Annotated in this window: 17 protein-coding genes; 13 read left to right on the top strand and 4 right to left on the bottom strand. The window is 67.0% G+C overall.

Annotated features, from left to right (window positions below):
* Nucleotides 1-58 precede the first annotated feature (58 nt).
* From B4920_RS08765 to B4920_RS08730, 8 genes are all read left to right on the top strand, one after another.
* Nucleotides 59-2,029, top strand: a complete 1,971-nt coding sequence (locus tag B4920_RS08765; RefSeq protein ID WP_079434257.1) for a long-chain fatty acid--CoA ligase — start codon at nucleotides 59-61, stop codon at nucleotides 2,027-2,029.
* Nucleotides 2,030-2,042: 13 nt separating this feature from the next.
* Nucleotides 2,043-2,825, top strand: a complete 783-nt coding sequence (locus tag B4920_RS08760; protein ID WP_079434256.1) for an ABC transporter ATP-binding protein — start codon at nucleotides 2,043-2,045, stop codon at nucleotides 2,823-2,825.
* 9 nt (nucleotides 2,826-2,834) lie between these two features.
* Complete coding sequence (locus B4920_RS08755) at nucleotides 2,835-3,761, top strand: branched-chain amino acid ABC transporter permease (RefSeq protein WP_079434255.1); 927 nt, start codon at nucleotides 2,835-2,837, stop codon at nucleotides 3,759-3,761.
* Between the two features lie 85 nt (nucleotides 3,762-3,846).
* Complete coding sequence (locus B4920_RS08750) at nucleotides 3,847-4,914, top strand: branched-chain amino acid ABC transporter permease (RefSeq protein ID WP_079434254.1); 1,068 nt, start codon at nucleotides 3,847-3,849, stop codon at nucleotides 4,912-4,914.
* 35 nt (nucleotides 4,915-4,949) lie between these two features.
* Complete coding sequence (locus tag B4920_RS08745; RefSeq protein ID WP_079434253.1) at nucleotides 4,950-6,275, top strand: ABC transporter substrate-binding protein; 1,326 nt, start codon at nucleotides 4,950-4,952, stop codon at nucleotides 6,273-6,275.
* A 7-nt stretch (nucleotides 6,276-6,282) separates the two neighbouring features.
* The gene (locus B4920_RS08740; RefSeq protein ID WP_079434252.1) at nucleotides 6,283-7,083 is read left to right on the top strand and encodes an ABC transporter ATP-binding protein; all 801 of its coding nucleotides are present in this window, start codon (nucleotides 6,283-6,285) and stop codon (nucleotides 7,081-7,083) included.
* 202 nt (nucleotides 7,084-7,285) lie between these two features.
* Complete coding sequence (locus B4920_RS08735; RefSeq protein ID WP_079434251.1) at nucleotides 7,286-8,521, top strand: phenylacetate--CoA ligase family protein; 1,236 nt, start codon at nucleotides 7,286-7,288, stop codon at nucleotides 8,519-8,521.
* 115 nt (nucleotides 8,522-8,636) lie between these two features.
* Nucleotides 8,637-9,542, top strand: coding sequence for an AEC family transporter (locus tag B4920_RS08730; protein ID WP_079434250.1), 906 nt, complete (start codon nucleotides 8,637-8,639; stop codon nucleotides 9,540-9,542).
* 39 nt (nucleotides 9,543-9,581) lie between these two features.
* On the opposite strand, the gene B4920_RS08725 is transcribed toward B4920_RS08730, so the two are convergent.
* From B4920_RS08725 to B4920_RS08710, 4 genes are all read right to left on the bottom strand, one after another.
* Nucleotides 9,582-10,001 carry a PhaM family polyhydroxyalkanoate granule multifunctional regulatory protein gene (locus B4920_RS08725; protein ID WP_079434249.1) on the bottom strand — a complete coding sequence of 140 codons (420 nt, stop codon included), beginning with the start codon at nucleotides 9,999-10,001 and terminating at the stop codon, nucleotides 9,582-9,584.
* Nucleotides 10,002-10,067: 66 nt separating this feature from the next.
* Nucleotides 10,068-11,966 carry an ATP-binding protein gene (locus tag B4920_RS08720; protein ID WP_079434248.1) on the bottom strand — a complete coding sequence of 633 codons (1,899 nt, stop codon included), beginning with the start codon at nucleotides 11,964-11,966 and terminating at the stop codon, nucleotides 10,068-10,070.
* Nucleotides 11,963-12,886: an ABC transporter substrate-binding protein gene (locus tag B4920_RS08715; RefSeq protein WP_079434247.1), complete on the bottom strand. Its 924-nt coding sequence runs from the start codon at nucleotides 12,884-12,886 to the stop codon at nucleotides 11,963-11,965. The genes B4920_RS08720 and B4920_RS08715 overlap by 4 nt, the downstream gene beginning before the upstream one ends.
* Before the next feature lie 6 nt (nucleotides 12,887-12,892).
* On the bottom strand, nucleotides 12,893-14,953 hold the full coding sequence (locus B4920_RS08710; RefSeq protein WP_079434246.1) for a TonB-dependent siderophore receptor: 2,061 nt from the start codon (nucleotides 14,951-14,953) through the stop codon (nucleotides 12,893-12,895).
* A gap of 109 nt (nucleotides 14,954-15,062) precedes the next feature.
* Here B4920_RS08710 and B4920_RS08705 point away from each other — a divergent pair, with 109 nt between their 5' ends.
* The 5 genes from B4920_RS08705 (at nucleotide 15,063) to B4920_RS08685 (ending at nucleotide 21,643) form a co-directional block, all read left to right on the top strand.
* On the top strand, nucleotides 15,063-15,710 hold the full coding sequence (locus B4920_RS08705; protein ID WP_079434245.1) for a response regulator transcription factor: 648 nt from the start codon (nucleotides 15,063-15,065) through the stop codon (nucleotides 15,708-15,710).
* Nucleotides 15,711-15,893: 183 nt separating this feature from the next.
* Nucleotides 15,894-17,915 carry a ferrous iron transporter B gene (locus B4920_RS08700; protein ID WP_079434244.1) on the top strand — a complete coding sequence of 674 codons (2,022 nt, stop codon included), beginning with the start codon at nucleotides 15,894-15,896 and terminating at the stop codon, nucleotides 17,913-17,915.
* Between the two features lie 82 nt (nucleotides 17,916-17,997).
* The gene (locus B4920_RS08695) at nucleotides 17,998-19,800 is read left to right on the top strand and encodes a bifunctional UDP-sugar hydrolase/5'-nucleotidase (RefSeq protein WP_079434243.1); all 1,803 of its coding nucleotides are present in this window, start codon (nucleotides 17,998-18,000) and stop codon (nucleotides 19,798-19,800) included.
* A gap of 88 nt (nucleotides 19,801-19,888) precedes the next feature.
* Nucleotides 19,889-20,368 carry a hypothetical protein gene (locus tag B4920_RS08690; protein ID WP_139379462.1) on the top strand — a complete coding sequence of 160 codons (480 nt, stop codon included), beginning with the start codon at nucleotides 19,889-19,891 and terminating at the stop codon, nucleotides 20,366-20,368.
* A 69-nt stretch (nucleotides 20,369-20,437) separates the two neighbouring features.
* Nucleotides 20,438-21,643, top strand: a complete 1,206-nt coding sequence (locus tag B4920_RS08685) for a DUF2252 domain-containing protein (RefSeq protein WP_079434241.1) — start codon at nucleotides 20,438-20,440, stop codon at nucleotides 21,641-21,643.
* Nucleotides 21,644-21,652 lie beyond the last annotated feature (9 nt).

The following is a 21,652-nucleotide window of genomic DNA, read 5'->3' as shown; positions in this document are numbered from 1 at the left end:
CCGGCGTTCGCGGTAGAAGCGGCGGGGGATCCTATCGAGACAAACCGGAGGAGGGGGCATGGCCACGACCCGAGCGGCCGCTGCGGACGTCGCCAGCCTGGACACCTTTCCGCGCCTGCTGATCGAGCACGCCCGGCTACGGCCGCAGCGCCCGGCGATGCGCGAAAAGGAATACGGGATCTGGCAGATCTACACGTGGGCGGACGTTGCCGCTCGGGTGCGTGCGCTGGCCAGCGGCCTGGCCGAGCTGGGCTTCAAACGCGGCGACCGGCTGGCCGTGGTGGGAGACAACCGGCCGCGCCTGTACTGGTCGGTGGCCGCCTGCCAGTGCCTGGGCGGCATCCCGGTGATGATGTACCAGGATGCGGTGGCCCAGGAAATGGCCTATGTGATGCTGGACGCGGAGATCCGCTTCGCCTGCGTCGAGGACCAGGAGCAGGTCGACAAGCTGCTCGAGATCGAGGATAGCCTGCCGAGCCTCGAACGCATCGTCTACGACGATCCGCGCGGGCTGCGCCACTACAACCAGCCCTTCCTGCATGGCATGGACGAGGTGCTGGAGATGGGGCGCATCCACGACGAGCACCACCCGGACTTCCTCGCCAACGAGATCGACAAGGGCAGCCCCGAGGACATCGCAGTGATGCTGTACACCTCGGGCACCACCGGCCAGCCGAAGGGGGTCTGCCAGAGCCACGCCGCCTTCATCGCCGCGGCGCGGGGCGGCTGCGCCTTCGACCGCCTCGGCGAGACCGAGGACATCCTGTCCTACCTGCCGATGGCGTGGGTCGGCGACCACCTGTTCTCCTACGCCCAGGCGCTGGTGGCCGGCTTCACGATCAACTGCCCCGAATCCGCCGAGACGGTGATGAACGACCTGCGCGAGATCGGGCCGACTTACTACTTCGCGCCACCGCGGGTCTTCGAGAACCTGCTGACCCAGGTGACGATCCGCATGGAGGACGCCAGCCGGCCGAAGCGCGCGCTGTTCGGCTATTTCATGGATGTGGCCCGGCGCTGCGGCGCGGACATCCTCGACGGCAAGCCGGTGTCCGCGGCCGACCGGCTGCGCTATGCGCTGGGCAATATGCTGATCTATGGGCCGCTGAAGAACGTGCTGGGCCTCAGCCGCATCCGCGTCGCCTACACCGCCGGCGCGGCGATCGGACCGGACCTGTTCCGCTTCTACCGTTCCATCGGCATCAACCTCAAGCAGCTCTACGGCCAGACCGAGACCTGCGCCTACGTGTGCCTGCAGCCGGACGGGCAGATCAGGTTCGACTCGGTGGGCACGCCGGCGCCGCAGGTGGAGGTCAAGCTGGCCAACAACGGGGAGATCCTGGTGCGCGGGCCGATGCTTCTGAAGGCCTACTACAAGCGCCCGCAGGCCACCGCCGAGGCGATCGATGCCGAGGGCTATTTCATGACCGGCGATGCGGGTGTCTTCGATTCCGATGGCCACCTGAAGATCATCGACCGGGCCAAGGATGTGGGGCGCCTGAACGGCGGTGGCCTGTTCGCCCCCAATTACATCGAGAACAAGCTGAAGTTCTTCCCCTACGTGAAGGAGGCGGTGTGCTTCGGCAACGGTCGCGAGCACGTCACCGCCTTCATCAACATCGATCTGGAGGCGGTCGGCAACTGGGCCGAACGCCGCGGGCTGGCCTATGCCGGTTACACCGATCTGGCGGGTCAGGCGGCGGTGTATGCGCTGCTGAAGGACTGCGTCGAGCAGGTCAATGCCGACCTGGCCGGCGATGCGGCGATGGGCGATGCGCAGGTCCGCCGCTTCCTGATCCTGCACAAGGAGCTGGACGCCGACGACGGCGAGCTGACCCGGACCCGCAAGGTGCGCCGCAACTTCATCGCCGAGAAGTACGCGGTGCTGGTCGATGCGCTGTACGCCGGCAAGGCCAGCCAGTACATCGAGACCCAGGTGAGCTACGAGGACGGGCGCAGCAACAGGGTGGCCGCCGAGCTGCGCATCGAGGACGCGCAGACCTTCCCGCCGCAGGCGCGGGCGGCCTGAAACGGAGAACGCGATGGCCCGGCAAAGCGGCGAAGTGATCGTCGACCTGCGCAACATCTCCCTGCGTTTCGGCGGCGTGAAGGCGCTCACCGACATCAGCTTCGACGTACGCGAGCACGAGATCCGCTCGATCATCGGCCCCAACGGCGCCGGCAAGAGCTCCATGCTCAACGTGATCAACGGGGTGTATCACCCGCAGGAAGGGCAGATCCATTTTCGCGGCCAGTTGCGCCGCCGGATGGAGCCCCACCACGCGGCGGAGCAGGGCATTGCCCGCACTTTCCAGAACATCGCCTTGTTCAAGGGCATGACGGTGCTCGACAACATCATGACCGGGCGGGCCCTGAAGATGCGCTGCAACTTCCTGCAGCACGCCTTCTACTGGGGCGCCGCCCAGCGGGAAGAGGCTGCCCACCGCCTGAAGGTCGAGGAGATCATCGAGTTCCTGGAGATCCAGTCCATCCGCAAGACGCCGGTCGGTCGCCTCCCGTATGGCCTGCAGAAGCGCGTCGAATTGGCCCGCGCGCTGGCCGCCGAGCCGCACATCCTGCTGCTGGACGAGCCGATGGCCGGCATGAACGTGGAGGAGAAACAGGACATGTGCCGCTTCATCCTCGACGTGAACGACCACTATGGCACCACCATCGTGCTGATCGAGCACGACATGGGCGTGGTGATGGACATCTCTGACCGGGTGGTGGTCCTCGACTACGGCCGCAAGATCGGCGACGGCCTGCCGGACGAGGTCAAGGGCAATCCCGAAGTCATTGCAGCGTATCTGGGCGCAGCCCACTGAGGGGCGAGCATGCAGTTCTTCATCGAGGTGCTGATCGGCGGCCTGCTGTCCGGCGTGATGTATGCGCTGGTGGCCCTCGGCTTCGTGCTGATCTACAAGGCCTCGGGGGTGTTCAACTTCGCGCAGGGGGCGATGGTGTTCTTCGCCGCGCTGAGCTTCGTCGGCTTTCAAGAGGTGCTGCCGGCCCGTTTCGGCCTGGAGGCCGGCAGCGCGGCGGTGTTCTGGCTGTCCTTCCTGCTGGCTTTCGCGACGATGGTGGTGCTCGGCATCGCCACCGAGCGCATCGTGCTGCGGCCGCTGGTCAACCAGCCGCCGATCACGCTGTTCATGGCCACCATCGGGCTCACCTATGTGGTGGAAGGGTTGGCGCAGATGACCTGGGGTGCCAATGTGCGCGGCCTCGAGCTGGGCATCATGGACGAGCCGATCGCCTGGCTGATGGACGACTACGGCATCGGCGTGTCGAAGTTCGATCTCTTCGCGGCTGGCGTGGCCGCCTCACTGGTGGCCCTGCTGGCGCTGCTGTTCCAGTACACCAAGGTTGGCCGGGCGCTGCGGGCGGTGGCCGACGACCATCAGGCAGCCCTGTCCATAGGCATTCCGCTGCAGACGATCTGGCGCGTGGTGTGGGCAGTGGCCGGCTTCGTGGCGCTGGTCGCCGGGATGATCTGGGGGGCCCGCAACGGCGTGCAGTTCGCGCTCACCTTCACCGCGCTGAAGGCGCTGCCGGTGCTGATCCTCGGCGGCTTCACGTCGGTGCCCGGGGCCATCGTCGGCGGGCTGATCATCGGTGCATCCGAAAAGCTGGCCGAGGTGTACGTGGGGCCGCTGGTCGGCGGTGGCATCGAGGGCTGGTTTCCATACATGCTGGCGCTGGCCTTCCTGCTGGTGAGGCCGGAAGGCCTGTTCGGCGAACGGCATATCGACCGGGTCTGACCCGTTGGGGCGAATTCATTCGCCCGCGGACTTTGTTCAACCGACTGTGGGCGCATGAATTTGCCCCAACGGGGGAGTGCGTGGAATGCTTTACCGTGAAGCCGGCCAGTTCAGGACCAGCTATGCCGAGGACGGACGGATCTTCCCGATCCGCCAGGACCGGATCGGCTTTGCGTTGCTGCTGCTGGTGTTCGGCGTGGCGGTGCCGCTGCTGGCCAACGAATACTGGCTGAAGGCGATCCTGACGCCGGTGCTGATCTTTTCGCTGGCGGCCATCGGCCTGAACATCCTGACTGGCTACGCGGGCCAGCTGTCCCTCGGTTCGGCGGCCTTCATGGCGGTTGGGGCCTTCGCCGCCTACAACTTCATTCTGCGCGTGGACGGCATGCCCTTCCTGCTGGCGCTGGCGCTGGCCGGCCTGGCAGCGGCGCTGGTGGGCGTGCTGTTCGGCCTGCCGAGCCTGCGCATCAAGGGTTTCTACCTGGCGGTGGCCACGCTGGCGGCCCAGTTCTTCATCGTGTGGGTGCTGGTCAAGTTTCCGTGGTTCTCCAATTATTCCTCTTCGGGCGTCGTGACGGCCCAGGAGGTGGTCATCCTCGGTTACGCGTTCGTGTCGCCGGAGGCCAGGTACGTGCTGACCTTCGCCGTCGTCGCGGTACTGGCTCTGGCCGCCAAGAACCTGGTGCGTTCGGCTACCGGGCGGGCCTGGATGGCGGTGCGCGACATGGACGTGGCGGCCCAGGTGATCGGCTTCCGCCTGATGCGCACCAAGCTGCTGGCCTTCGCGGTGAGTTCCTTCTACTGCGGCGTGGCCGGCGCGCTCTACGCCTATACCTACATCGGGACGGTGGAGCCGGAGGGCTTCAACCTCGACCTGTCCTTCAAGATCCTGTTCATGATCATCATTGGCGGCGTCGGCTCGATCATGGGTTCCTTCCTCGGCGCAGCCTTCATCGTGCTGCTGCCGATCCTGCTCGACAACCTGGTGCCGGCGCTGTTCGGCAATGCGCTCGGAGCCGGCTTCGTGTCCAACCTGCAGCTCATGATCTTTGGCGGGCTGATCATCTTCTTCCTGATCGTCGAACCCCATGGCCTGGCGCGGCTGTGGCAGATCGCCAAGGAAAAGCTGCGCCTGTGGCCCTTCCCGCACTGAGGCGCCACTTCATACCTACAAGAGGAGACAAACACATGAAACTGAAGCGCACCGTCCTGCTGGGCGCGGCCATCGCCGGCCTGCTGGCCTCCTCCGTGGCGGGGGCCGTCGAGGAACAGTTCATTGGCCTGCCGAGTTATCGGGTCGGCCCCTATGCGTCTGGCGGTTCTGGAGTTTTCGGCGGGTGGATCGACTACATGCAGCTGGTCAACGAGCGGGATGGCGGCATCAACGGCGTCCGGCTGACTTGGGAAGAGTGCGAGACCGAGTACAACAACGCCCGGGGCGTGGAGTGCTACGAGCGCCTGAAGAAGAAGGGCAGCACCGGCAACACGGTGTTCCAGCCGGTGTCCACCGGCATCACCTATTCGGTGCTCGACAAGGCCGCCCAGGACAAGATCCCGGTGGTGACGATCGGCTATGGGCGCACCGACGCCGCCGACGGGCGGGTCTTTCCGTGGGTCTTCCCGCTGATCACCACCTACTGGTCCCAGGCCTCTGCCATCGTGAACTTCATTGGCACGAAGGAAGGCGGCATGGACAAGCTCAAGGGCAAGAAGATCGGCCTGCTCTACCACGACTCGGCCTACGGCAAGGAGTCCCATGCGGTCCTCGACAGATTGGCCACCAAGCACGGCTTCGAGCTGAGCAAGATTGCAGTCGCCCATCCGGGCAACGAGCAGCAGTCCCAGTGGCTGCAACTGCGCCAGCTCAAGCCCGACTACGTGATCCTGTGGGGCTGGGGGGTGATGAACCCGACGGCCCTCAAGGCGGCCGCGAAGGTGGGCTATCCGCGCGAGAAGATGATCGGCGTGTGGTGGTCCGGTGCCGAGGAGGACACCATCCCGGCCGGGCCGGCAGCCAAGGGCTTCATCGCTGCCGGCTTTAACGTGGCCGGTGCCAATTACCCGGTGGTCGCCGACATCAAGAAGTTCGTCTATGGCAAGGGCAAGGGCAACATGGAGGACAAGGCCCGCATCGGCTCGGTGTATTACAACCGCGGCGTGGTGCATGGGTTGATCACCGTCGAGGCGATCCGCAAGGCCCAGGAAAAATTCGGCAAGGGCAGGGCGCTGACCGGCGAGCAGGTGCGCTGGGGCTTCGAGAATCTTAACCTCGACGACGCGCGCCTGAAGGCCCTCGGTGCCACCGGTTTCCTGCCGTCGCTGAAGATCAGCTGCGCCGACCATGAAGGGCCAGGCGTGGTGAAGTTCCAACAATGGGACGGTAGCCAGTGGAAGGTGATCTCCGACTGGGTCGAGTCCGACCGCCCGCTGGTGCGCGGCATGATCGAGGAGTCGGCCGCCGCCTACGCGAAGGAGAAGGGCATCAAGCCGCGGGACTGCAGCAAGGAAGGCTGAAGCCCCCATGTCCTACCTCAGCCTCAACAACATCGAGGTCATCTACGACCACGTGATCCTGGTGCTGAAAGGCGTCTCGCTGGAGGTGCCCGAAGGCAGCATTGTCGCGCTACTGGGGGCCAACGGTGCCGGCAAGAGCACCACGCTGAAGTCCATCTCCAACTTGTTGCGGGCCGAGCGTGGCGATGTGACCAAGGGCTCGATCGAGTTCAAGGGGCGGCGCATCGACCGCATGACGCCGGCCGAGCTGGTGCGGCGCGGGGTGATCCAGGTGATGGAAGGGCGCCACTGCTTCGGGCACCTGTCCATCGAAGAGAACCTGCTGACCGGCGCCTACACGCGCCGCCAGTCCCGCGCCGAGCTGCGCGACAGCCTGGAGCGGGTCTACGCTTATTTTCCGCGCCTCAAGACGAGGCGCAGCTCCCAGGCTGGCTACACGTCCGGCGGCGAGCAGCAGATGTGCGCCATCGGCCGCGCGCTGATGGCCCGGCCGGAGATGATCCTCCTCGACGAACCGTCGATGGGGCTGGCGCCACAGATCGTCGAGGAAATCTTCGAGATCGTGAAGGACCTCAACGGCAAGGAGAAGGTGAGCTTCCTGCTCGCGGAGCAGAACACCATGGTGGCGCTGCGCTATGCGGACTTCGGCTACATCCTGGAGAACGGCCGTGTCGTGATGGAGGGCGAGGCGGACGCGCTGCGCAACAACGAGGACGTGAAGGAGTTCTACCTGGGCCTGTCTTCGGAAGGGCGCAAGAGCTTCCGTGACGTGAAGCACTACCGGCGGCGCAAGCGCTGGCTGTCGTGAGGGCTGGGAGAAGGGGCCGGTATGGGAGCGGGGCCCTGGTGTCTGGACGTTGGGGCGAATTCCCTCGCCCGCGGACTCCGGGCCGTCGACAAGGGCGAATGAATTCGCCCCAACAGGAAATGTGTTCACGCCCGGGTGGCATGACAGAATCCTGATCCCGGGCCGCCCGCGGACTGCCGCATGAGAACCGAATGGAGCCACGATGAACTACCACGACGCCCGTGAAATCCGCCCTCCCGCCGAGCGGGAGCGTGAACTGCTGGCCGCCCTGCCGGTCCAGATCGCCCACGCCCGCGCTCATGCCCCGGCGTTCGGTGAGCTGCTGCGGGATGTGGAACCGCTGGCGGTGACGAGTCGCGAGGCGTTGGCGAAGTTGCCGGTGATCCGCAAGTCGGAGCTGGCCGCGCTGCAGCGCCGCGACCGCCCCTTTGGTGGCCTGGCGACGGTGGGCTGGGGCAAGGGCTGCGCGCGGGTGTTCGCGTCGCCGGGGCCGATCTACGAGCCGGAGGGCGCGCGCAAGGACTACTGGCGGCTGGCCCGGGCCTTCTACGCGGCAGGCTTCCGGGCCGGCGACCTGGTGCATAACACCTTCTCGTATCACTTCACGCCGGCCGGTTCGATGATGGAGACGGCGGCCCACGCGCTGGGCTGCACGGTGTTTCCGGCCGGCGTCGGCCAGACCGAGATGCAGGTGGCGGCCATCGCCGATCTGCAGCCGGACGGCTATGCCGGCACGCCGTCCTTCCTGCGCATCATCCTCGACAAGGCCGACGAACTGGGAGTGCGCGTGGCCAGCCTGCAGAAGGCCTTCGTGTCCGGCGAAGCCTTTCCGCCCAGCCAGCGGGACGCGCTGGCCGCCCGCGGTATCCAGGCTTACCAGGCCTACGCCACCGCCGATCTGGGCCTGATCGCCTACGAGACGCCGGCGCGGGACGGGTTGGTGCTCGACGAGGATGTGCTGGTGGAGATCGTCTATCCCGGCACCGGCGATCCGGTAGCGCCCGGTGAGGTGGGCGAGGTGGTGGTGACGAGCTTCAGCCCGGAATACCCGTTGATCCGTTTCGGCACCGGCGACCTGTCGGCGCAGCTGCCGGGTATATCGCCCTGCGGCCGCACCAATATGCGCATCAAGGGCTGGTTGGGACGGGCCGACCAGACCACCAAGGTGAAGGGCATGTTCGTTCATCCGGGCCAGGTGGCGGCGGTGCTCAAGCGCCACCCGGAACTCGGCCGCGGCCGGTTGGTGGTGGATAACCCGGCGCAGACCGACCGCATGACGCTGCACTGCGAGGCGGCGGCGCCGGCGAACGAGCTCGCCGAAGCCATCGCGGCTTCGCTGCGCGAACTCACCAAGCTGCGCGGCGAAGTGCGCTTCTGCACGCCAGGCAGCCTGCCCAACGACGGCAAGCTGATCGAGGATCTGCGCAGTTACGAGTAGCGATCCCCCCACCGTCCGCCCGTGGCAGCAGCCTCACCGGGGACGATCTGCCGTCACGACTTCTGGCACACTCCGCCGGATGCATGCCTTTCCGTTTTTCCGGTCCTGAACCGCGATGCAGAGCTTCCTGCTGCTATTGCCCGATTTCGCCTTGATCGCCCTCGGTGCATTGTTGCGGCGCCATGGACGTTTCGGCGAGGGTTTCTGGCCGGGCGTCGAGCGGCTGGTGTACTTCGTGCTGTTCCCGGCGCTGCTGTTCAATGCGCTGGCGCGGGCCTCCATCGAGCTGTCGGTGATGGCCCCGCTGTTCGCGGTCGGTCTGGCGACCCTGGCCAGTGGTTTCGTGCTGGCGCTGCTCGCCCGCCCGCTGATGGGGCTGGGGCCGATGGCTTTTGCGTCGCGGGTGCAGTGCGCCTATCGCTTCAATACCTACATCGGTATTGCGGTGGCCGGGAAGGTTGCCGGCGCGTCCGGAGTGGCGGCGATGGGGGCTTTGTGCGGGGCGATGGTGCCGTTTGCCAACACGGCTGCGGTCGGCCTGCTCGCCCATCATGGGGAGGGGCGGCTATGGCGGGAGCTGTCGCGCAATCCCTTGATCCTGGCCACCGTGGCGGGCCTGGTGTTCAACCTGGCCGGCGGCGTGCTGCCGGCGCCGGCATTGCCCTTCCTGCAGCGCCTCGCCGATGCGGCGGTGACGCTCGGCCTGCTGGCGGTGGGCGCGGCCTTGCGCGGCGGCCGCCACGAAGGCGGCTGGCCCGGGCTCATCTACCTGTGCGGGCTCAAGCTGCTGGCGTTGCCGGCCATCGCCTGGGGGCTGGCCGGCTTCATGGGGCTGGGTGGGGTGAGTTTCACGGTGGCGGTGCTGTTCGCCGCACTGCCGACCGCCTCGTCGGCCTACATCCTGGCGATGCGCATGGGCGGCGACGGACCGGGCGTGGCCTGGTTGATTTCCGCCACGACGGTGGCGGCGGCCCTCACGCTGACCGGCTGGTTGGCCGTGCTGACGAACTGGGGGCCATAGCGCTGCCCGTGCGGGGAGCGCGGGGCTCCCCGTTGCCGATTACTTGCTGTCCTTCGGCTTGGCTTTGGCCGGGGAGGCCTGGGCCGGTGCGGCCTCGGCATGGGACTTGGCCTGTTCGGCGGCGTTCTGCATCAGGTTCCACGGCCACATGGAGCTGGCGAAGGGGTTGGGTTGGGGCGCTTCGCCCTCGGGAGCCTTGCCACCTTCGGCGGCCAGCTTGCTCATGGCCTGCATGGTGGCAATCGTGGCGCGCTGCATTTCGAGGCCCTGGGTGGCCATCTGCAGGGAGCTGAGATTCATCTTGAGCCAGTTCTCGACGGCCTTCATGTCGGCGATGCGCTTGTCCAGCTCATCCACATCCAGCGTCGGAGTGACCATGCCGGGCAGGTTGAAGCCCATCTTGCTCCACATGTTGCGCATGAATTCCATCGGGTCCTGCGCCTTGTTGTCGGTGCTCATTGTTCTCCCCCTGCTCTGGATTTGTCATTAACGCACCGATAGTAACCGATGCGCCAGGGGCCTGCATCAGGCTTGGGTTTTGCGCTGCAGCAGGGCGCGCAGCTTGGCCGGGCGGACCGGTTTGTGGAGCAGCGGGATGCCGGCCTGCTGGGCTGCGCCGGCGACGGCCGGCGAGGTGTCGCCGCTGAGCAGGATGGCCGGGATGGGGCGGCTGAAGTGGGTGCGCAGGTGGGCGACGATGTCCGGACCGACGCGTTCGCTACCGCTCTGGTAGTCGCAGACGAGCACGTCCGGTGCGTGCTGCGGATCCAGTGTGGCGAGCAGGGCATCGGGGCCGGTGGCCGCGCTGACCCGGCACCCCCAGGATTCGAGCAGGCCGATGGTGCCGGCGAGGGCCAGCTCGTCGTCGTCCACCAGCGCCACGTGGAGGCCCTGGAAGGAATGGGTGGGCGGCGGTGCGTGGCGGTCGCTGGCCGTCACGGGGGCGGCCAGCGGAAGCTCGATCACGAACAGGGCGCCCTTGCCGGGCTGTGAGTGCAGCGACAGCGGGTGCTGCAGCAGATTGGTGAGGCGGCGGACGATCGCCAGGCCGAGACCGAGCCCCTTGGCACGGTTGCGCTCCGGATTATCCAGCTGGACGAATTCCTGGAAGATGGCTTCCTGGGCTTCCGGGGCGATGCCGGGGCCATTGTCACGGACTTCGATGTGCACCCGCGGGCCGCGCCGGCGGGCCGCCAGCAAGATGGTGCCGCGGGGGGCGTAGCGCAGGGCGTTGCTGATCAGGTTGTGCAGGATGCGTTCGAGCAGCAGCGGATCGCTCTCGACCCACAAGAGCGTGGGGCGCAGGCGCAGGCGCTGCTTGCGCACCTCGGCCTCGCGCCGGTAGTCCACGTCGATGCGCTCGAACAGGGGCTGCAGCGGGAAGGGCTTGATCTGGCGGTCGAGCACGCCGGCGTCGAGGCGGGAGATGTCGAGCAGGCTGTCGAGCAGGTTCTCCATGGTCTCGGCGGAGACGGCGATCTGCTCGACGAGGCGGCGGGTGTCCGGGGAATGGGGCTTCTGGCCCAGTTCGGCGACGAAGAGGCCCAGTGCGTGCATCGGCTGGCGCAGGTCGTGGCTGGCGGCGGCGAGGAAGCGCGTCTTGGCCCGGTTGCCTTGTTCGGCCTCTTCCTTCTTTTCCTTCAGCTCCGATGTGGCGGCGTCGATCTGGCGCTGCAGGTCTTCCCGCGAGGCGCTCAGCTTGTCGGCCATTTCGTTGACGCCGGCGGCCAGGGTGCTGAGGGTCGTGCCGCCTTCCACCGGTACCCGCGCCGAGAAATTGCCCTGGCCGAAGCTGGCGACCGCGCCGGCGACCCGCAGGATCGGGCCGGAGATGCCGCGGCTCATGCGCATCGCCAGCGCGACGCTGGCCAGCAGGACCGCCACCACCATCAGGAAGGCGTTGCGCAGCAGGCGGCTTTCCTCGGCACGCAGGGACTCGCGGCTCATCTCGACGAGTACCTCGCCGTGGCGGACTTCCTGGATCGCGGCCGAGGCGGCGGCGCTGTCCAGGAAGGGGTCGTCGAGGCTGACGCCCGGGCCGGCGACCGGCTCGCGGAAGCGTAGTGGTGCGCTGGTTTCATGCGGGACCAGATTCACCGCGGCGGATGCCTGGACAGGCTTGTTGCTGTCGGCGAGGACTTCCTGCAGGGGGCTGAAGACCGCCACGCGCACCACGTCCTTCTCCTGCAGGATGGAGTTGGCGAGCTTGCGCAGATTGTCCTGGTTGCCGGAGAACACGCCGTATTCGCTGGCGGCGGCGAGCTGCCGGGCCAGGGCCTTGCCCCGCTGGATGTGGGCTTCCTCGAGGTCGGACAGGCGGGTGGTGGTGAAGTAGGCGATCAGCACGGAGGCCATCACCACCGTCGGCAGCATTGCGATCAGGATGGCACGCGGGCGGATATCCCAGTCTTCAGGGCGGATCATTGCGCGTTCTCCCAGCGTTCGAGGCGTTCGCGCAGGGTGTTGGCGTCTTCCAGGTTGATGCCGAGGGAGCGGGCCACGTAGGGATTGGTGCCGACGTGGAAGTAGCGCGGGGCGGTGGCCGCCGGCAGGCTGCCGCTGGCGAGGCCGTGACGGGCGGTTTCGCCGGTTTGCTGGCCGATCTGGGCCGGGGTGCTGTAGAGGGCCAGCAGTGCGCCGGCCTTGACGTAGGCCGGCGAGAAGCCGACCACCGGCGAGCGGTGGTGATAGGCGGTGAGCAGGATGTTGGAGATCGTGCGGTTGTTGTAGAGAGCCGGATCGGGAATGGCCAGCAGGATCGTCGGTTCCGCCAGCACGCGCTGCAGCGTCGGGTAGAGGTCCCCCTCGTCGCCGACCTGTTCCAGCACCGGGCGCAGGCGCCGCTCGCGGGCATTGGTCTGCAGGCGGGCCCCCAGCTCGCTGCTTTCCCGGCCGACGATCAGCGCCACCCGCGACCAGTCGGGCAGCGCGAGGCGCAGCAGCTCGATCTGCCGGCTGGCCGGCTGGTCGATGAATACCGCCGACGTGCGCCGCCCGTCCTCGCTGCGCTGGGGCAGGCGTTCGTAGGCGCTGCGCGGCAGCAGCGTGTGCAGCAGCAGGCTGCGCGGGGCCAGCCCGGCGATGGTCTGGGCGGCGCGGGTGCCGAAGGTGACGATCAGCGCGCTGGCGTTGAGGGTGGCGCCGTCCTCGGCGCGCAAGGGGATGGCGATGGTCTGGATGCGATGGCCGGCGCTACGCAGTTCGGACGACACGGCCTCGGCGGCTTCGCCGAAAGCGCCGCCCTCCTCCGACAGGACCAGGGTGACCTGGGCGGCACGCACGGCAGAGGCTCCGACCAGCAGGGCCGCGCACAGTGCGAAGAGAAGGAGTCGCAGGCGCACCATCGGCGATCAGAACTCGAGCCCGAGGGTGCAGAAGACCCGGCTGCCCCACGCGGAGGTGCGGGGCGAGTAGGTCTGGTCCACGCCATCGATGTTCTGGGCGGTGATGGCGATGTCGCCACGGGCCAGCGCAGGCGGCAGGCGATGGGCGAGGCGCAGGTCCAGCTGGCGGTAGCTGGCGACCCGGTGGGCACCGTCCTGGTACCAGCTCATCGAACCGACCCAGGTCTGGGCGGCGCTGATCTGCCAGCGCGGATGGAATTGCCACGCGCCGAACAGCGCCGAACTGTGCCTGGGGGCGGAGTATTCGACCCAGCCACTCGGGTTGGCGGCGGTGGCGGTAGCGGCTTCGCCGGGGCCGTCGATGCGCAGTTCGGTGTGCTGGGCCGACAGCCAGGTGGCCGGAGCAGGCCGCCAGGTGGCGGTGAGTTCGAGGCCGCGGATGTCGGCCCGCCCGCTGTTGGCGAAGTAGCGCGTGTTGTCGCGGGGCAGCAGGCCGACGGTGGAGTTCTCCAGCCGCATCTCGATCAGGTCGCGGGCCCGTTCGAGGAACAGGCGGGCGTCGAACGTGCTGGCCAGGGAGCGCAGGTCGGCGAGATAGCCCAGTTCGTAGGTGGTGATCCGCTCGGCGCGCAGGTCGGGGGACGGACGGAAGGTCTGGGAGATCGGCGTGCCGGTCGGGATGGTGAAGCGGGGCGTCGCGATGGGGGCTGAGTTCACAAAGATCATGCTGGATTTCTGTTCGAACGCCATCGGACTCCGGTATGAACGGTTGGCGGTCAGCCGCCAGGTTTGCGCTTCCGTCATATGATAGTTGGCTGAGAGGCGGGGCGCCAGCGATGTGCCGGTCAGGGCGTTGTTCTCCAGCATGGCGCCTGCGTTGAACAGCCAGCGCGGCGAGGCCCGCCATTCGACGGTGCCGAACAGGTGATTGACCGCCACCCGCATGGTCTCGTCGGTGTTGAAGCGCAGCGGGGCGTGGATCTGGTCCACGCGGGCGCCGGCGCCGATCACCGTGCGCAGGGTGTCGCCCGGGTGGGCGATGCGCTGGATCTCGATGTCGTCACGGACGGCCTTGAAGCCGTAGTCGATCTGCAGCGGGATGTTGATCGTGAGCGGCAGGCGCGACTGGGCCGGGGGGATCGGCACATTGGCGGAGAAGCTGTCGTGTCCGGACTCCTCCTGGTGGTAATAGGTGACGCTCAGTTCCTCGTCGGGGGCCGGGGCGTGGCGCCAGCGCAGCAGGCCGAAGCCGGTGCCGATGCTGCTGTCCCGTTCCGGATCGGTGAGGTTGTTGTCCTTGCCGATGCCGAGTGCATTGCGCGTCCAGCCGGCCTGGAACTCGAACTGGTCCACCCGGTTCGAGGCCCAGTCGGCGCGCAGGGTTGCCAGTTCGTAGCGGCGCCCGTCGTTGATGTCGGAGAAGCCCCGATCGTAATTGCGGGCCGCCGTAAGACGCAGGTCCACGTCCCCCAGCTGCTTGCCGACGCGCACGCCGATGTCGTTGACGCCCTCGCTGCCGGCCCGGTAGCGCACGCGGGTGCCGAGGGTTTCGGACGGCGCCCGGGTGATGATGTTGGCGACCCCCAGGAAGGCGTTGCTGCCATAAGCTGCCGAGTTCGAACCGCGGAAGACCTCGATGCGCTCGATGTCGTCGATGTCCACGCCGAGCTGGTTCCATTCCACGCCGGCAATGAAATACGGCGAATACACAGAACGTCCGTCCACCTGCACCAGCATGCGTCGCGGCGCTTCGTCCGACAGGCCGTGGTAGCTCACCAGCGGCTGGTTGCCGGTGTGCATGGCGACCTGGAAACCGGGGACAAAGCGGAACAGTTCATTGATATTGCGGGCGCCGGAGGCCACGATCATGGGCCGGTCGATGATCGACACGGCGCCTGGCGCGTCGGCCTGGGCCTGGGACAGGCGGCTGGCTGACAAAACGACCGGGAGATCGTCCAGGTAGGCGGTCTCGCTGGTCGCCGCGTGTGCAGCGCCCGAAACGGGTATTGCGACTGCGGGCAACAGGAGAGCCAGGAGGCGGCGGGCGGAATACTGAAGTATCGGCATGATCGTCGTGCCGTTTCGGCCCGGGGGCCGGATTTTCTACGTTTTGCAGCCTGCTGGGTAGGCTAAACTGGTCCGGATTTGGAACAGGCGTTTAATTTAACGGTTTGTGATGATGCAGACACGCATATTGATTATTGAAGACCACGTGCTGGTGCGGGAAGCGATGGCGCTGACCTTGGCCCAGGTTGGGGAGGGTGTGCACTGCGAGCAGGCCAGCAACGCCACCGATGCGCTGGCACTGCTGGAGGCCGATCCGAACTGCGACCTGCTGGTGGTGGACCTGATGCTGCCGGAGATCAATGGCTTCTCGCTACTGGGGGTGATCGCCAAGCGCTTCCCCGACGTGCCGGCGCTGGTGGTGTCGGCCCTCGACGACCGGGAGTCGGTGCAGCGGGCGATGAAGGCCGGCGCCTCCGGCTTCGTCTCCAAGGCCAGTCCCAGCAATACCTTGATCGAGGCGGTGCGGACGATCCTGGCCGGCGGGGTATTCACCCCCGATTCCGCCTCCGGCGGCAACGACGGCAACCGTAACCGCCGCGCCAGCCAGGCCTTCGCCGAGCGCTTCCAGCTCACCGCTGCCCAGGGGCGCGTGCTGGAACTGGTGGCCCAGGGCAAGTCCAACCGGGACATCGCCGAGTTCCTCGGGTTGTCGGAAGGGACCGTGAAGGTCCATGTGTCGGCGATCCTGCGTTCGCTCGGCGTGACCAGCCGGGCCCAGGCCCTGCTGATGATGACCCGCGCCGGCCTGCGCGTCTGAGCGGCGGATGGGCGCCAACCCCGTTGCGACTGCAATGGGGAATTCATTTGCGAACAATTCTTATTTGTACCTATAATCGGCGCAACTGATCTGCATTTGGCGGTTCCCGATGATTCGTATTCCAGGACAGCAGCGCAATCCGGCAGGACCCGCCCGGCTCCACGCCACGGGGAGGGTTGGCTCATGAACGCTGCCGCCCCCGCCGTTGCCACCATCGCCCTGCCCACTACCCTGTTGCGCGGCGCCCGCCGGCCGCAGGTAGCCCTGGTCGGGTTGGCGCAGACCGGCAAGAGCACGATCTTCCAGGCTGCCTCCAGCACCGCGGTCGAATCCGGCCGGCTTGACGGAAGCACGCTCGGTTTCGACGCCTGTCAGGTGAATGTGGGCCTCGAGCAGGCTTCATTGGTGGACCTGCCGTCGCTGCGTACGCTGCACGATCTCGACGACGCCGACCGCCTGCTGCTGATGGCGCTGTTGCGCGGCGAACCCGGCAAGGGCGGTTTCAAGGCCCCCGACGTGCTGATCCAGGTGGTGGACGCCACCGCGCTGGAACCCAACCTGGCCCTCGCCCAGGAGTTGTGCCAGCTTGGCAAGCCGCTGGTGATTGCCCTCAATCGCCTCGACGAAGCCCGCGAGCGTGGCATCTACATCAACGTGGAAGCCCTTTCCGCTGAGCTCGGCGTACCCGTCGTGCCCACCGTTGCCCACATGGGCAAGGGCATCGGCATGTTGTTCGAAACGGCGCTCAACGCGGTGCGCAGCAAGACCTGCCCCTTGCCGCAACTGCCCGGCGTCCATCTGCTCAAGGCGCTGGCCGGGCTCAATGCGATCCTCGACACGCCCGAGGTGGAGGCCGCCTTCCCGGTGCCCCGCTCGCTGCTGCTGACGCAGCTCGCCAAGGACAACACCTATTTCACCGCCGAGATGGCGCGCCTGTTCCCGGCGCTGCTGCCGGCCATACAGGAGGCCCGTGCCGAAGCGGCACGCCATCTGCCGCGCCCGCTGGCGGAGGAGCTGTTCGCCGACCGCCACTACCGCGCCGCAGCCCTGCACGAACAGGTCACCCGCCTCGGCCATGCTGCCGAGAAGGCCGGCTGGAAGCGCGCCCTCGACCGGGTCTTCCTGCATCCCCAATGGGGTTTCATCGGCACGCTGGCGGTGTTCGCGTTGGTGCTGTTCATGGTCTTCGAGGTCAGCACGACGCTCGACTCCATCACTTCCGCGCCGCTGGCCGCGTGGGTCGGCCAGTGGGAGCCGGACACCACCGTCGGGGTGATCGGCCGCGCGGTGGCCGATGGTCTGGTCGGCCTGGTCGGCATCGTGGTGCCGTACATGCTGCCGCTGGTGCTGCTGCTGGTGAGCCTGGAAGAGTCCGGCATCATGCACCGGGTCGCCTTCGTGGTGGACCGGGGCTTCCACCGCATCGGCCTGCATGGCGGCGTGGCGGTGCCCTTCCTGCTGGGCTTGGGCTGCAACGTACCGGCCCTGTCGGCGGTGGCGGCCACCTCGTCGGGGCGGGAGCGCATCGTCGCCTCGCTGCTGATCACCTTCGTGCCATGCTCGGCGCGCTCGGCCATCGTGCTGGCCATCGGCGGCAAGTACCTGGGCTGGGAAGGCGTGCTGGGCATCTTCCTGCTGACCATGCTGATCATCGCCGTGTCCGGCAAGTTGCTGACGCGCCGTTACGTGCAGGCCAGCCCGGGCCTGATCCAGTCCATTCCGCCCTACGCGCTGCCCCAGTGGCGGCGCCTGCTGGCCATTACCTGGGAACGTACCAGCGACATCCTGACCATCGTCACGCCGCTGCTGGTCATGGGCAGCGTGGTGCTGGCGTTGCTCGCCCACTTCGGTGCGGACGAGGTGGTCAACACGCTGCTGATGCCGGTTACCCACTGGTGGCTGGGGCTGCCGGTGGTGCTGGGGGTGCCGATCCTGTTCGGCGTGCTGCGCAAGGAGTTGTCGCTGCTGATGGTCTACCAGGCCCTCGGCACCCAGGACATCGCGCCGCTCCTCGACTGGGTGCAGATCACCACTTTCCTGGTCTTCCTGACCTTCTACGTGCCCTGCGTGTCCACCTTTGCGGTGATGCTGAAGACCATCGGCCGGCGCGATGCGCTGTTCTCCATCGGCCTGTCGGTGGCGCTGGCGCTGGGGATTGCCTTCGTGTGCCGGGGTGCGCTGGAAGCGGTGAACTGGCTGGTGTGACCCCGCACCGGGGCGCTTAATCGGCAGGTCATATTCTTTCGGCAAGGTTCGGGGCCAAACCCTGACCTTCCGAGGACGATCGATGCAATTCCCCGTGAAAAGGCTTGCCGCCTGGCTGGCGGCAAGCTCCATGCTGGCCCTGGCCGCCTGTGGCGGCAGTTCCAGCAATCCGCCCGATCCGGTCACCGTCAAGGTGATCGCGATGAACGATTTCCACGGCAACATCGAAGTGCCGGCGGCCAACAACGGCGGCTCGGTCGTGCTGAAGGATCCGGCCAATGCGGCTGGCACCACCGTGCGCAGCGGCGGCGCGGCCTACCTGGCGACGCTGATCAAGCAGCTCAGGGCCAGCAACGCCAACAACATCGTCGTCGGCGCCGGCGACATGGTCGGCGCCTCGCCGGTCACCTCCACGCTGACCCATGACGAAGCCACCGTGGACATCCTCAACCAGATCGGCCTCGAAGTGACCTCGGTCGGCAACCACGAGTTCGATCACGGCAAGGGCGAGCTGCAGCGCCTGCAGAACGGCGGCTGCTATGTCGGCGGTACCGTCGGCAAGGACACCTGTATCAACGGCGGCGTCTTCCCGGGTGCCAGCTACAAATGGCTGTCGGCCAACGTGGTGGATACCGCCAGCGGCAAGACCCTGTTTCCGGCAACCTATGTGAAGAAGTTCGGCAAGGCCTCGGTGGGCTTCATCGGCCTGACCCTGAAAGGCACGCCAGCGGTGGTGACTTCCACCGGCGTCGTCGGCCTCAACTTCCTCGACGAGGCGACGACTATCAACAGCTACGCCGCCCAGCTCAAGAAGGACGGCGTCGATGCTGTGGTGGTGCTGATCCACCAGGGCGGCCAGACCACGGCGTCCACCCTCAACGACCAGAGCTGCCCCAACCTGTCCGGCGACATCCTGCCCATCGTCGATGCCCTCGGCAAGGACGTGGACGTGGTGGTCAGCGGCCACACGCACCAGGAATACGTCTGCAAGCGCAACGGCAAGCTGCTGACCTCCACCGGCTTCTACGGCAGCGCGGTCACCGACATCAACCTGACCATCGTGCCGGGCACGGGTGTTACTGCTGTGGCGGCCAACAGCGTGCCGGTCATCAACGACCTCAACACCACGGTGCCGACCGGCTACTCGATCCTCTCCAAGGACGCCACCATCGACGCTGCGGTGCAGTCCTACGTGAATCTCGCCGCCACGCTGAAGAACCAGGTGGTCGGCTCGATCACCGCCGACATCAAGCGGGCCCTGCTCGCCAACAGCTCCACGCCGACCCGCGACGAAACCGCCGAAGGCCCGATGGGCGACGTGATGGCCGACGTGTACCTGTCCGGTGGCCCGCAGGCCGACATCGCCTTCATCAATCCGGGTGGCGTGCGTGCCGACCTGATCTACAAGAACGGCGGCGCGGTCACCTACGGCGATCTGCTCACCGTGGCACCGTTCGGCAATGTGCTGGCCACCGTGGATCTCACCGGCGCGCAGATCGTCCGCCTGCTGGAGCAGCAATGGGAAGCCCCCAACTGTTCCGCCAAGACCGGCGCCAATGGCTGCGGTCGCATGCTCCAGCCGAGCAGCACCTTCAGCTACAGCTGGGATGCCGCCAAGCCGGCCGGTGCCGCCGTCGGCAGCGGCAACCGGGTGGTGGCCGGTTCCCTCAAGCTCAACGGCGCGGCGATGGACATGAGCAAGACCTACCGGGTCACGCTCAACAGCTTCATGGCCCCGGGGCCGGGCGACAACTTCTCGGTGGTCACGACCAGTGGCACCAAGGTCACCAACAGTGGCGTCATCGACATCGACGCCTTCGTCGGCTACATGAAGAGGAACCCGAACCTGGCACCGCCGGCGCCGCGCGTGACCCGTCTGAACTAAGAACAACAATTCCTGCGGCCGGAGCCTGCTCCGGTCTTTTCCACCGGGGCGGCACAGGTCGCCCCGGCTTGTTTCGAGGATGCGCTTCGTGATCCGACATCTGCTCACTTTCCTGCTCATGCTAAGCCTGCCGGCGGCCATCGCCGGGACGCCCGATCCGCGCCTGCCGGGTCGTATTGCCGAAGCGGCGCTGGAGGCCCAGGGCCACTGCTACCGCCTGATCCACCACGACACCTTCGCCTACGAAGCCTGCCTGAAAGACCTGCTTGCCGATGAGAAGACGCCCGGCCCACGGCGCCTGGGCATCGAGTATTTCGGCTTTGTCGGTGCCCTCAATTCGGCTCGCCTCGGCATGCTCGGCGCGCAGGACACCGCCTGGACCTTCCTGCAGCGTTTCCGCGCCACCCAGAAGAAACTGCGCATCGACGACGCCAGCCTGTGCGCCAGCGTACCCGGCGATTGCGAGGTGCGTATCGCCCGCATGAAGCTGATGGAGAAGTCGCCACCACCGCGCCAGCCCAATGATCTGCGGGGCGACGAGGGGCATCGCCACGCCCACCGGGACTAGGCCGCGCGACTTGTCGTCCGGGGTGGCAGGCGTATGCTGCGTGGTTTGACGAGTACGGGGAGAACGGTCATGAGCGACGTCGTCGAACAGATCCTGAGCTTCAACGCCGGCCGCGATCCGCAGCGCCTGGCCCTCAAGTACCGCAATATGCGGGCGAGGGTCTTCGTCTTCCTGCGCGGCACCTGCCATTTGTTTTACCGCCGCCTGCCGGACGATCCACTGTTTGCCTCCGCGCCGCCGGTCTGGAGTTGCGGCGACCTGCACCTGCAGAATTTCGGCAGCTACAAGGGCGACAACCGGCTGGTCTATTTCGACCTCAACGACTTCGACGAAGCCGCGCTGGCGCCGGCCAGCTGGGACCTGGTGCGCTTCCTGACCAGCGTGCAGATCGGTGCCGCGTCGATGGCGGTCAAGAAGAAACAGGCCGGCGAGCTGTGCAACGACTTTCTCGATGCCTACCGGGCTGCGCTGCTCTCCGGCAAGGCCGGCTGGGTTGAGCGCGACACCGCCAGCGGGCTGGTCCGCCATCTCCTCGACGGCCTGCATGGGCGCCTGCGTCCGGCCTTCCTGGACGGCCGGACGGTGCTCAAGGGCAAGCATCGCGTGCTACGTCTGGATAACGGCAAGGCGCTGCCGGTCACCGACAAGCAGCGCGACCGGGTCACCAAGCTGATCGGCGAACTCGCCGAATCCCAGGCCGACCCGCGCTTTTACGAGGTGCTCGACGTGGCCCGGCGGATCGCCGGCAACGGCAGTCTGGGCGTCGATCGCTTCGTGATCCTGGTGCGCGGCAAGGGCTCGCCGGACGGCAACTACCTGCTCGATCTGAAAGAGGCGCTGCCCTCGTCGCTGGCCCCTTATCTGAAGACGCCACAGCCGGCCTGGAAGTCCGAGGCGGCGCGGGTCGTGGCGGTGCAGCGGCGCATGCAGGCGGTGTCGATGGCCTTCCTGCAGCCGGTCAGGCTGGGCAAGCGCTCCTACATCCTGCGCGGCCTGCAGCCGACCGAGGATCGGGTGGCGCTGGACGAATCCCGTTCCGGTTTCGAGGCGATCCGCGGTGTCGTCGGCACGATGGGCGCCATCGTCGCCAGCGCCCAGTTGCGCAGCAGCGGGCGCAGCGGCTCGGCGATTGCCGACGCGCTCATCGACTTTGGCGCCGGCAAGTGGCGCAAGGCACTGCTGGCCGCGGCTGATGAATGCAGCGAACGGCTGTGCAGGGATTGGAAGGTCTATTGCGAAGCCTACGATGACGGCCTCTTCAAGGCCCCGCGCTGAAAAGTGTTG

Origin of the sequence: Zoogloea sp. LCSB751, from assembly GCF_002028455.1 — a bacterium.
Classification (GTDB): Bacteria; Pseudomonadota; Gammaproteobacteria; order Burkholderiales; family Rhodocyclaceae; genus Zoogloea.
The sequence above is the reverse complement of the archived record's forward strand: the minus strand, read 5'-3'. Positions and strand labels throughout refer to the sequence as shown.